This window comes from Streptomyces sp. adm13(2018) (genome assembly GCF_008042145.1).
Lineage (GTDB): Bacteria > Actinomycetota > Actinomycetes > Streptomycetales > Streptomycetaceae > Streptomyces.
Genome location: NZ_RDBH01000129.1, coordinates 610,430 through 621,148, shown reverse-complemented (window position 1 = coordinate 621,148; position 10,719 = coordinate 610,430). Strand labels below are relative to the sequence as shown.

Sequence of the window (10,719 nt, the reverse complement as noted above, 5' to 3'; positions counted from 1 at the left end):
GCGCAGGGGCCTCGGGCTGGGCGGCCCACTGCTGCCCCGTGTCGTAGGAGGGGTAGGCGTAGCCCTGCTGCCCGTACGGGTCGTACTGCGGCTGCTGCGGCTGCTCCTGGTACGGCGGGGACTGCTGCCCCTGGGCGCAGGGGCCTCGGGCTGGGCGGCCCACTGCTGCCCCGTGTCGTAGGAGGGGTAGGCGTAGCCCTGCTGCCCGTACGGGTCGTACTGCGGCTGCTGCGGCTGCTCCTGGTACGGCGGGGACTGCTGCCCCTGGTACTGCTGCGGCTCCTGGTACTGCTGCTGCTGGGCGTACGGGTCGTACCCGTACCCCTGCTGCGGCTGGTGCTGCTGCGGCGGCTGCTGGTACACCGGCTGCCCGTACTCGTCGTAGCCGATGATCTGCGGCTGCGGATAGTACGGGTCGTACGGCTGCTGCTGGTCGTTCACCGGTGGCCCTCCCCGAAGCTCACTCGCCGCGGTACAACTGGCGCTTGTCGATGTAGCGCACCACGCCGTCCGGGACCAGATACCAGACGGGATCGCCCTGCGCGACCCTCGCCCGGCAGTCGGTGGAGGAGATGGCGAGCGCGGGAATCTCGACCAGCGAGACGCCGCCCTTGGGCAGGCCGTCGTCGGTGAGGTCGTGCCCCGGCCGGGTGACGCCGATGAAGTGCGCGAGCGAGAAGAGTTCCTCGGCGTCGCGCCAGGTGAGGATCTGCGACAGCGCGTCGGCCCCGGTGATGAAGAAGAGGTCCGCGTCGCCGTTGAGGGAGCGCAGGTCCCGCAGGGTGTCGATGGTGTAGGTCGCGCCGCCGCGGTCGATGTCGCTGCGGCTGACCGAGAACTGCGGGTTGGAGGCCGTCGCGATGACCGTCATCAGGTAGCGGTCCTCGGCCGCGGACACGGCCCGGTCGCTCTTCTGCCACGGCTGCCCGGTCGGCACGAACACGACCTCGTCCAGGTGGAACAGGGCGGCGACCTCACTGGCCGCCACCAGGTGTCCGTGGTGGATCGGGTCGAAGGTTCCGCCCATCACGCCGAGTCGGCGCTTCCCGCGCCCGCCAGTAGGCATTTCCTGCTCTCCCATGCGTGCAGAGCCTACTGGCACGGCAGCGGACGCCTGATCAGGGTCGCCGGTTCAGCGGTCGCGGTTGAACCGGGTGGTGATCCACAGCAGCAGGAGCAGCGCGCCGAGGGCGCCCAAGCCGGTGAGGTAGGGGCTGAGGCTCTGGTGGTTGCCGCCGTGCTCGGCGCCCTCGGCGAGAGAGACCAGGTTGGCGGCGGTGCTGTGGAGGCTCATCTTCGGCAGACCTATCGATCGGGGATGGGAGCGGAGACTTCGCGCACATCGTATGCGGGCGGTCCCGGCGGGCTCACGCCGACTCAGGCACTCGCGTCACGGTCCGTGTTGCCTCCGGGGGCGGCGTCGCTGCCGCCGGCGGCCCGGTCGGCGGTGCCGGCGTCCTCCGTGTCGTCGGTGCGGTAGCCGCGCAGCAGGAACCAGGCGAGCAGCGCACCGCCCACGAGCGAGACCAGCAGCACGATACGGAGCGTGTCACCGGGCCCCTCCTGTGCGGCGGCCGCGAGCAGGGCTGCGGCGGTGTCGACGGTGTCCGGCATGTCGGTCGTGCTCCTCGGTCGTCCTTGTGCGTCCTTGTGCCCGAGTTATCCACAGGCTCCGGCACACGGTAGCGCCACCGCCTAGGCTGGGGTGCGTCAGGGGGACGAGCACCGACTCGTACGAACAGGGGGCATCCATGACCGAGAAGGACCAGGGGAGCGTGCCGAGCAGGCAGCGGAAGCGGTTCCCCGGCATCTCCTCGCGGGCCTACGAGCATCCGGCCGACCGCTCAGCGCTGGTGGCGCTGCGCAAGCTCAGCGGTTTCGACACGGTGTTCAAGGCGCTCAGCGGACTGCTGCCGGAGCGCAGTCTGCGACTGCTCTTCCTCTCGGACTCCGTCCGGGTGAGCGACGCGCAGTTCAGCCATCTCAACGACATGCTGCGGGACGCCTGTTACATCCTGGACCTGGAGAAGGTCCCGCCGATGTACGTGACGCAGGACCCGAAGCCCAACGCGATGTGCATCGGCCTGGACGAGCCGATCATCCTGGTCACCACCGGTCTGGTCGAGCTCCTCGACGAGGAGGAGATGCGGGCGGTCGTCGGCCACGAGGTCGGCCACGCCCTGTCCGGGCACTCGGTGTACCGGACGGTGCTGCTCTTCCTCACCGGCCTCGCGCTCAAGGTCGCCTGGATCCCGCTGGGGAACGTCGCGATCATGGCCATCGTCACGGCCCTGCGCGAGTGGTTCCGGAAGTCGGAGCTCTCCGCCGACCGGGCCGGGCTCCTCGTCGGGCAGGACGTGCAGGCCTCGATGCGGGGTCTGATGAAGATCGCCGGCGGCAACCACCTCCACGAGATGAACGTGGACGCGTTCCTCGCCCAGGCCGACGAGTACGAGAAGTCCGGGGACCTGCGGGACTCGGTCCTGAAGATCCTCAACGTGCTGCCGCGCACCCACCCCTTCACCACGGTCCGGGCAGCGGAGCTGAGGAAGTGGTCGGAGAGCCGCGACTTCCAGCGGATCATGGACGGCCACTACCCGAAGCGGTCGGAGGACAAGGACACCTCGGTCACGGACTCCTTCCGCGAGTCGGCCGGGCACTATGCCGACACCGTGCGGACCAGCAAGGATCCGCTGATGAAGCTGGTCGGCGACATAGCCGGGGGCGCCGGTGACCTGGCGGGCGACCTGGGCGGGAAGCTGCGGAGCGCCTTCGGCGGCGGGCAGGGCCCGAAGAAGCCCGACTCCACCGGGCCGGAGGAGACCACCGACGACGGCAAGGGTCAGAACGAGGGCTGAGCGCTCGGCGCCAGTGCTCCGCACAGGGAAGGGGCGGCGGGCCGGCCCGTGGCGTACGGGTCGGTGACCGCGGGGCCGCCCGTCTCGGGGGGCCGCGCTCCGGCCAGGAGCGGCCTCAGGGAGCCGGTGGTGTCCGCGCCGCACGCCTGGGGGCCCGCCTCCACGGTGGAGGTCACCAGCTCGGTCCGGTGCATGCGCAGGTCCTCGCGGTCGAACCGGAAGTGCACCGCGCGGTGGACGGTGAAGAGCGAGGCCTGACCGGCCGGGCCCGCGCCCCGGACGGCCGGCCGGACGGCGTAGGTGTACGTGTGGTCCGCGGTGACGTCCAGGGTGTCCGGGCTGGTCTCCTCGAAGCGCAGGGTGCCCTGGACGCGGGCGGCGGGGTCCGCGAGGACCACCTGGCGCGGGTCGAAGCGGACCAGCCAGGCGGCGAGGGCGTGCCGGCCGTCGTCGGCGGGTGCCTCGACGCTCCGGTCGTACTGCTCCAGCTGGTCGGGGTCGAGCAGCAGCCGCGGGGGCCGCACGGTGTCCCCGGACAGCACCCCGGGCTCCAGGGACGAGGCCACCAGGTAGTCCTTGGCGATGCTCAGGGCGGTGACGACCTGACTCTCGGCGAAATGGGTGGTGCGGCCCGTCAGGGGGAGGTTGATGCCCGCGGCCCCCGTGCGGTACTCGGCGGCCGGGCTGTGGTCGAAGAGCCGGGCGGGCTCGCCGCCGACGACGGGGCCCTGCGGGGCGAGCGGGACCACGGTGGTGCGCAGGGGCTCGGCCCGCTGGTCGGCGGGCGGCAGGTAGGGGTTGCGGACCCCCAGATAGATGGCCGTGCCGAAGGCGAGGAGGATCAGCAGGACCAGCAGGATGGCCTGGCGGGAGCTGCTGCGGCCCTCCCAGGCGGAGGGGCGGCTGCGGACGGCCTGGGTGTGCTCGCCCAGCCGTTCCCGGGCCGAGAACTCCTGGAGGTGGGCAGCGCGGACGAACGCCTCGTCGAAGACGACGGACCTGTACTCGTCCTCACCACCGGGGACGCCCTCGGGGGTCCCCTCAGGCGGGTCGCCACGCCCTGCCATACCTTCAGGGTAGGTCGGCGGGGGCTTCGGTAAACGCCCAGGTACACGACAAGTTCCGAAGAATTCCGCCGTCGGGGTGGGTCGGTACGGCCAGTGAGCCGAACGGCTCCGTCAGTCGGAGGAGCCGGGCGCTAGTTCGGGGACGCCGAGCTTGCCGCGGGGGCGTGGGCGGCGGGTGGGGCGGGGTTCGGGTTGGGCGTGTCGACGCCGGTCGTGGCCGGCGCGGGGACCTGGTCCTGGCGGTTGGCGGCCGCGCCCCGGTAGACGGCACTGAACGCCAGGGCGACCATGCCGACGCCCATGAGGAGCGCGAGGATCCAGGCGACGGGCCGGTGCCAGCGGGCGCTGCCCCGGTAGGGGCGCAGGGCGCCGCCGTGGCGGCCGTAGGGGCTGGCGTCGTCGCCGACGTCGTCCGGCTCGTAGGTCGTGCCGGAGCGGTCGGGGAAGTCCTCGTAGAGCTCGTCGTCGCCGGATCCGCCGCCGGCGCGGGCTCGGGCCGACTCGGCCTCCGCGCGGGCCTGGGCGGCGGCGAGGAGCCGCTCGACCGCGGTGGGTTCGTGGAGGGTCGCGGACCGCACGAAGTCCTCGTCGAACACCACGTCGGCGTAGACCTCGTCGGCGCCTCCGCGGTCGACAGAGTCCTCAGGGTCCCCGCCGTTCTGGAACGGCGTGCCCCCCACGTCGTCCGGCACGGAATCAGAGTAGACCGGCGAGGGGGTTTTGGGCAGGGAGACGGTGAAGCCTCCCCGCCCGTACTGAAAGGAGTCGATTACCGCACGTGACCGTCACCGGTGACGATGTACTTGGTCGAGGTGAGCTCCGGAAGGCCCATGGGGCCCCGGGCGTGCAGCTTCTGGGTGGAGATGCCGATCTCCGCGCCGAAGCCGAACTGTCCGCCGTCCGTGAACCGGGTGGAGGCGTTCACGGCGACGGTGGTGGAGTCGACCAGCTGGGTGAACCGGCGCGCCGCGGCCTGCGAGGTGGTGACGATCGCCTCGGTGTGGCCGGAGGACCAGGTCCGGATGTGTTCCACGGCCTTGTCGAGGGAGTCGACGACGGCGGCGGCGATGTCGTACGAGAGGTACTCGGTCTCCCAGTCCTCCGGCGTGGCCGGTACGACGGTGGCCTTGGAGCCCTCGGAGTGGGCCAGGACCCGCTCGTCGGCGTGCACGGTGACGCCGGCCTCGGCGAGGGCGTCGAGGGCCCTGGGGAGGAAGGCGGCGGCGACGTCCTGGTGGACGAGGAGGGTCTCGGCGGCGTTGCAGACGCTGACCCGGTGGGCCTTGGAGTTGATCAGGATGTCGACGGCCATGTCGAGGTCGGTCTGGGCGTCGACGTAGACGTGGCAGTTGCCGGTGCCGGTCTCGATGACCGGGACGGTGGACTCCTCGACGACCGTGCGGATGAGGGAGGCTCCGCCGCGCGGGATGAGGACGTCGACGAGGCCGCGGGCGCGCATCAGCTCGCGGACCGACTCGCGGGACTCGCCGGGGACGAGCTGGACGGCGTCCGCGGGCAGCCCGGCGCCGCCGACGGCGTCGCGCAGGACGTTCACCAGGGCGGTGTTGGAGGCGTAGGCGGAGGACGAGCCCCGGAGCAGGACGGCGTTGCCGGACTTGAGGCAGAGGGCGGCGGCGTCGACGGTGACGTTGGGGCGGGCCTCGTAGATGATGCCGACGACGCCGAGCGGGACGCGGACCTGGCGCAGGTCGATGCCGTTGGGGAGGGTCGAGCCGCGGACGACCTCGCCGACGGGGTCGGGCAGCGCGACCACGTCGCGGACGTCGGCGGCGATGGCCCGGACGCGCTCGGGGGTGAGGGTCAGCCGGTCGATGATCGCCTCGCTGGTCCCGGCGGCGCGGGCCTTGGCGATGTCCTCGGCGTTGGCCTCGACGATCTCGGCGGTGCGGACTTCGAGGGCGTCCGCGATCGCCAGCAGGGCGTCGTCCTTGGCCGCGCGCGGGAGTGGCGCGATTTCGGCGGCGGCGCCACGGGCCCGGTAGGCGGCCCGGGTGACCGGGGACAGGTTGTCGAGGGGCGTGAGCGAGGTCATGCCCGCAGGGTACTGGCACGCCTGCGGACATCCCTCACGTATCCCGCACTCCGAGACGTGCCCCGGCGGTTCCGGGACGCCCCGCTCGGGGAGGCGTCCGGAACCGGCCGCCGGCTCAGTAGGGGTGGACGCCGACCGGGGCGGCGGGCGGTGGGCCGTAGCCCTCCGCGATCCGCTGGTGGTAGGTCTCGCGGTCGATGACCTCCAGGCCGACGATCTCCCAGGGCGGCAGCTTGGCGGTCTGCCGGTGCTCGCCCCAGAGGCGCAGGGCGACGGCCGCGGCGTCGTGGAGGTCCCGGGCCTCCTCCCAGTACCGGATCTCGGCATGGTCGTTCGCATAGCGGCTGGTCAGCAGGAAGGGGTGGTCGTGGGCCAGTTGTTCAAGCCCCCGGCGCACCTCCTTCAGCGGTGACTCGACACCCGACACGCTGAGCGTGATGTGCCAGAGTTTGGACACGGGCTGTTCCCTGGCGCGTGCCTCCCGCGCCTCGCGAACCTCGCGTGTCTCGGTGGTGGTCTCGGTCTTGGTGTCCGTGGACCTGTCCCGTGACTCGTCGAAGTCGGCTCCGGCCTCGACACTGGTCAGGGCGCGTTCGGCAGTCCCTCGGGGCGGCGCCCCTGGGCGCGCTCGTCTCACCGGCGGCCTCCTGTGTGATGCGTGTGCTGTACCCCGCCCTGCTCTGTTACCCCCGAGACAAAGTTGACCAGCCCGAGGCGGCACTTGGGGCGGTTTTGGTAAACGTCCCTTCCGGATGGCCGCACTTTCAGCCGTTTCAGCAGGGGTCTGGGGGTCAGCGGATGACGACCAGGTCGTCGCGGTGGACGACCTCGCGCTCGTACTCGGGTCCGAGTTCCCTGGCGAGCTCGGGGGTGGAGCGCCCGAGCATGCGGGGCATCTCCTTGGCGTCGAAGTTGACGAGCCCGCGGGCGACGGCCCGGCCGTCGGTGTCGCGCAGTTCGACCGGGTCGCCCGCCACGAAGTCTCCCTCTACTCCGGCGACACCGGCCGCGAGCAGGGACTTCTTGCCCTCGACGACGGCGTGTACGGCTCCGGCGTCCAGGGTGAGGGAGCCCTGCGGGGTGGAGGCGTGGGCCAGCCACAGGAGGCGGTCGGCGGAGCGGCGGCCGGTGGGGTGGAAGTAGGTGCCGGTGTCGCGGCCGGCGAGGGCGTCGGCGGCGCGGCTCGCGGAGGTGAGGACGACGGGGATGCCGGCGGCGGCGGCGATCCGGGCGGCCTCGACCTTGGTGACCATGCCGCCGGTGCCGACGCCCGCCTTGCCGGCGGAGCCGATCTCCACGTGGGCGATGTCGGCCGGGCCGCCGACCCGGGCGATCCTGGAGGTGCCGGGCCTGGCCGGGTCGCCGTCGTAGAGGCCGTCGACGTCGGAGAGCAGGACCAGCAGGTCGGCCCGGACGAGATGGGCGACGAGGGCGGCGAGCCGGTCGTTGTCGCCGAAGCGGATCTCGTCGGTGGCGACGGTGTCGTTCTCGTTGACGACCGGCAGCGCGCCCATCGCGAGGAGCTGGTCGAGGGTCCGGTAGGCGTTCCGGTAGTGGGCGCGCCTGCTGGTGTCGTCGGTGGTGAGGAGGACCTGGCCGACGCGGACGCCGTAGCGGGCGAAGGAGGCGGTGTACCGGGCGACGAGGAGGCCCTGGCCGACGCTGGCGGCGGCCTGCTGCCGGGCGAGGTCCTTGGGGCGGCGGGTGAGGCCGAGCGGTGCGAGGCCGGCGGCGATCGCTCCGGAGGAGACGAGGACGATCTCCTTCTCGCCTCCGCTGCGGACCTTGGCGAGCACGTCGACGAGGGCGTCGACGCGGTCGGCGTCGAGGCCTCCGGACGCGGTGGTGAGGGAGGAGGAGCCGACCTTGACGACGATCCTGCGGGCCTCCGTCACGGATCGCCTCGCGTCGTCCGTCTCTCCGGTCATCTGCGTCGTCAACTCTGCCGCCACCTGCGTCGTCCTCACTCGGCTGTGCCACGCGCCGCGTGTTCCCCGCCGCGACTGCCAGGCAATCTACGCGAGCCGGGAGGGCTGCCGCTCGTCCGTTTCGCTCCCTGGACCCGCGTCGCCGGTGCCCCGTCCGGAGTTCCGGGGGACGAGGATCCGCTGGGAGATGAGGTAGGTGAAGGGGATGGCGACGACGGCCGCGACGAGTGGCGCGATCCGGTCGTCCATGCCGGCCCAGGTGACGAGCGCGTAGAGGCCGACGCTCTGCACCAGATAGTTGGTGACGTTGGTGAGCGGGAAGAGGGCGAACTTCTTCCAGGTCGGCCGGGTGCGGTAGGTGAAGTAGGTGTTGAGGAAGAAGGAGCCGATCATGCTGAGCAGGAAGGCGAGGGAGTAGGCGGCGAAGTACGGCATCCACGGGTGGAGCAGCAGGTAACAGCCGAAGAACGTGCCGGTGTTGACGCCGCCGACGAGGGCGAAGCGGAAGATCTCGGCGAGGCGTCCGCGCCGCCCGGTGGGAGAGTCCGCCCCCATCAGTGCTCCCCCTCGGCGGCCGCGACGCGGATCCGCTCGGCGGCGGCCCGTTCGCCGGCGCCGCGGCCGAAGGAGCGGTGGGTCTCCTTGACGAGGAAGTGCGGCCGGCGCTTCGTCTCGTAGTAGATGCGGCCGATGTACTCGCCGATCAGTCCCAGCATCACCATCTGCACGCCGCCCAGTCCCGCGATGATCGCGACCAGGGTGACGTAGCCGGGGGCGGTGACGCCCTGGGTGATGGCGGCGGCGACCACCCAGACCGCGTAGAGGGCGGCGAGGCCGGTCAGGGTCATGCCGAGCCAGAGGGCGATGCGCAGCGGGCGGTTGTTGAAGGAGATCAGCCCGTCCATGCCGTAGTTGACCAGGGAGCTGAACTTCCACTTCGTCTCACCGCCTTCGCGTGCGGCGTTCTGGTAGTCGAAGGTGACGGTGTCGAAGCCGATCCAGGAGAAGAGGCCCTTGGAGAAGCGGTTGTACTCCGGCAGCGAGAGCAGGGCGTCGACGGCGGGGCGGGAAAGCAGGCGGAAGTCGCCGACGCCGTCGGTGAGTTCCACGTCGACCCAGCGGTTGACCGCCCGGTAGTAGACGCGGCTGAGGGCGGAGCGGAGCTTCTTGTCGCCTTCGCGGGTCCGGCGCGCCATGACCTGGTCGTGGCCCTGGTGGTGCAGGTCGAGCATGCGCGCGAGGAGCTCGGGCGGGTGCTGGAGGTCGGCGTCCATGATGACCACGGCGTCGCCGGTGGACTTGCGCAGTCCGGCGAGCATGGCGGCCTCCTTGCCGAAGTTGCGGCTGAAGGAGGCGTACTGGGTGCGGTGCGGGTGCCGGGCGGCGATCCCGCGGAGCTTGGCCAGCGTTCCGTCGGAGCTGCCGTCGTCGACGTAGCAGATCTCGTATCCGACGGGGAGGCTGTCGAGCACCTGGCGCATCCGCGCGTCGAAGCGTTCGACGACGTCCTCCTCGTTGAAGCAGGGGACGACGACGGAAAGCCTGGTCATGAACGGTCACTCCAGTGGGATGGGCAAGAGTACGTCCTGAGGGACCGCCACCGAACTCGCCTTCGAGCGGCGCGGCCACGGTACGAGGGGGCGGTGACGGTCCGGCGTCGCCCGGGTGGCCTCCCCCCGTCGGCATGTCGTCCATGCGGCAAAGCATGCGGGGAAGATAGTGCTGTACGCGGCGTTTTCTGTCGTTTGTCACCCTAGAGACCTCTTGTGCCGATACCTTGGCGACGCCACGGAGGCGGCGCCCTCGTGCCAAGGAACTCGGCCCCCTGGAGCAATGCCCCGTGAGTAGAACGACCCTGTCGGACCTCGGTGACGCACGGATGCCGGACGACGACGAGCAGAGCGGCGACCCGGCCCGCGGTCTCCGGCAGGCACTCCCCTGGATCGCCCTGGTCATCGGCACCGGAGCGGGCGCGCTGCTGTCGGTGGGCGCCTTCCTCGGTCTGTACGTGCGTCCGACGTCGGACGACTGGTGCGCGCTGTGGAAGACCCGCGACATGGGGGTCCTCGGGATCACGTCGGACTTCTACCTCACCCAGAACGGGCGGGTCACCAACGCGCTGCTGACCGGGCTGCTCTACTCCGACGGCATGCGGGGCCCGAAGCTGCTGCCGGCCTTCCTGGTGGTCGCTCTGGGCGCGGGGCTGTTCCTCCTCGCGCGCGTGGTGCTGCGGGCGCTCCGGCTGCCGTTCCCGGCGGCGGCGGCCGCGGCGGCGGTCCTGGTCGTCGAGGCGCTGCTGTTCTTCGCGGGGACCCGCTCGTACCAGGCGCTGCTCTGGGCGCCGGCGACGATCTCCCACACCCTGCCGAGTGTGTTCGGTGTCTGGGCGGTGCTGTCGGCCGTGTGGGCGGCCCGGAGCAGCCGGCGGTGGGCGCGGGGCGGCGCCGTCGGCGCGGCGGCGGTGCTGGGGACGGCGGCCGGCATGCTCAGCGAGCCGTTCGTGGCGATGTCCGGGCTGGTCGCCGCGGCGGCGGGCGTGCTCTGCCTGCCGCGGTTCGGCCGGACGCGCGACCGGTTCGCGTCGACCTGGTGCGCCGCCTGGTGCCTGGGCCTCCTGGTCGGTCTGGTGCTGCTGACCACCTCTCCCGGGGCCCGCTGGCGGCGCGCCCAGCAGCCGAAGGAGCCGCTGACGCTGTCGGGGGTCGGGGAGGCGGTCGGCGACTGGTACCGGATCTGGGAGACGATCGGCGGGCAGTGGGCGTACGTGGGGGCGCTCGCGGCGGGGGTGCTCCTGGGTCTCGCGGTGTCCCTCC

Annotated in this window: 11 protein-coding genes and 2 pseudogenes; 2 read left to right on the top strand and 11 right to left on the bottom strand. The window is 71.8% G+C overall.

The features are described 5' to 3' along the window. From EAO70_RS19375 to EAO70_RS19365, 4 genes and pseudogenes are all read right to left on the bottom strand, one after another. Nucleotides 1–441 (bottom strand): annotated as a pseudogene (locus EAO70_RS19375) (LytR family transcriptional regulator); the annotation flags it as partial. Between the two features lie 19 nt (nucleotides 442–460). Beyond that, on the bottom strand, nucleotides 461–1,081 hold the full coding sequence (gene nadD, locus EAO70_RS19370) for a nicotinate-nucleotide adenylyltransferase (protein ID WP_148004150.1): 621 nt from the start codon (nucleotides 1,079–1,081) through the stop codon (nucleotides 461–463). Nucleotides 1,082–1,132: 51 nt separating this feature from the next. Beyond that, on the bottom strand, nucleotides 1,133–1,294 hold the full coding sequence (locus tag EAO70_RS38020) for a hypothetical protein (RefSeq protein WP_187283951.1): 162 nt from the start codon (nucleotides 1,292–1,294) through the stop codon (nucleotides 1,133–1,135). An 83-nt stretch (nucleotides 1,295–1,377) separates the two neighbouring features. After that, entirely contained in the window at nucleotides 1,378–1,614 is a 237-nt protein-coding gene (locus EAO70_RS19365; protein ID WP_148004149.1) for a hypothetical protein, read from the bottom strand. Nucleotides 1,615–1,751: 137 nt separating this feature from the next. Here EAO70_RS19365 and EAO70_RS19360 point away from each other — a divergent pair, with 137 nt between their 5' ends. Beyond that, entirely contained in the window at nucleotides 1,752–2,858 is a 1,107-nt protein-coding gene (locus EAO70_RS19360; RefSeq protein WP_148004148.1) for a M48 family metallopeptidase, read from the top strand. On the opposite strand, the gene EAO70_RS19355 is transcribed toward EAO70_RS19360, so the two are convergent. From EAO70_RS19355 to EAO70_RS19325, 7 genes are all read right to left on the bottom strand, one after another. Further along, nucleotides 2,843–3,925, bottom strand: a complete 1,083-nt coding sequence (locus EAO70_RS19355) for a hypothetical protein (protein ID WP_148004147.1) — start codon at nucleotides 3,923–3,925, stop codon at nucleotides 2,843–2,845. The genes EAO70_RS19360 and EAO70_RS19355 overlap by 16 nt on opposite strands. Nucleotides 3,926–4,056: 131 nt before the next feature. After that, the gene (locus tag EAO70_RS19350) at nucleotides 4,057–4,617 is read right to left on the bottom strand and encodes a hypothetical protein (RefSeq protein ID WP_148004146.1); all 561 of its coding nucleotides are present in this window, start codon (nucleotides 4,615–4,617) and stop codon (nucleotides 4,057–4,059) included. A gap of 77 nt (nucleotides 4,618–4,694) precedes the next feature. Next, a complete protein-coding gene (locus EAO70_RS19345) occupies nucleotides 4,695–5,978 on the bottom strand; it encodes a glutamate-5-semialdehyde dehydrogenase (RefSeq protein WP_148004145.1) in 1,284 nt (427 codons plus the stop codon). A gap of 115 nt (nucleotides 5,979–6,093) precedes the next feature. After that, a complete protein-coding gene (locus EAO70_RS19340) occupies nucleotides 6,094–6,615 on the bottom strand; it encodes a hypothetical protein (protein WP_148004144.1) in 522 nt (173 codons plus the stop codon). Nucleotides 6,616–6,769: 154 nt separating this feature from the next. Next, complete coding sequence (gene proB / locus EAO70_RS19335; RefSeq protein WP_148005241.1) at nucleotides 6,770–7,906, bottom strand: glutamate 5-kinase; 1,137 nt, start codon at nucleotides 7,904–7,906, stop codon at nucleotides 6,770–6,772. An 87-nt stretch (nucleotides 7,907–7,993) separates the two neighbouring features. Beyond that, nucleotides 7,994–8,461: a GtrA family protein gene (locus EAO70_RS19330; protein ID WP_148004143.1), complete on the bottom strand. Its 468-nt coding sequence runs from the start codon at nucleotides 8,459–8,461 to the stop codon at nucleotides 7,994–7,996. Continuing rightward, on the bottom strand, nucleotides 8,461–9,456 hold the full coding sequence (locus tag EAO70_RS19325; RefSeq protein ID WP_148004142.1) for a glycosyltransferase family 2 protein: 996 nt from the start codon (nucleotides 9,454–9,456) through the stop codon (nucleotides 8,461–8,463). The genes EAO70_RS19330 and EAO70_RS19325 overlap by 1 nt, the downstream gene beginning before the upstream one ends. 290 nt (nucleotides 9,457–9,746) lie before the next feature. On the opposite strand from EAO70_RS19325, the pseudogene EAO70_RS19320 reads away from it, so the two are divergent. Next, nucleotides 9,747–10,719: pseudogene (locus tag EAO70_RS19320) on the top strand (hypothetical protein); the annotation flags it as partial.

Bases quoted from the DNA above. Each gene is read 5' to 3' on its own strand.
- nadD (WP_148004150.1), bottom strand. From the start codon at position 1,081: ATGGGAGAGCAGGAAATGCCTACTGGCGGGCGCGGGAAGCGCCGACTC.
- EAO70_RS38020 (WP_187283951.1), bottom strand. From the start codon at position 1,294: ATGAGCCTCCACAGCACCGCCGCCAACCTGGTCTCTCTCGCCGAGGGC.
- EAO70_RS19365 (WP_148004149.1), bottom strand. From the start codon at position 1,614: ATGCCGGACACCGTCGACACCGCCGCAGCCCTGCTCGCGGCCGCCGCA.
- EAO70_RS19360 (WP_148004148.1), top strand. From the start codon at position 1,752: ATGACCGAGAAGGACCAGGGGAGCGTGCCGAGCAGGCAGCGGAAGCGG.
- EAO70_RS19355 (WP_148004147.1), bottom strand. From the start codon at position 3,925: ATGGCAGGGCGTGGCGACCCGCCTGAGGGGACCCCCGAGGGCGTCCCC.
- EAO70_RS19345 (WP_148004145.1), bottom strand. From the start codon at position 5,978: ATGACCTCGCTCACGCCCCTCGACAACCTGTCCCCGGTCACCCGGGCC.
- proB (WP_148005241.1), bottom strand. From the start codon at position 7,906: ATGACCGGAGAGACGGACGACGCGAGGCGATCCGTGACGGAGGCCCGC.
- EAO70_RS19330 (WP_148004143.1), bottom strand. From the start codon at position 8,461: ATGGGGGCGGACTCTCCCACCGGGCGGCGCGGACGCCTCGCCGAGATC.
- EAO70_RS19325 (WP_148004142.1), bottom strand. From the start codon at position 9,456: ATGACCAGGCTTTCCGTCGTCGTCCCCTGCTTCAACGAGGAGGACGTC.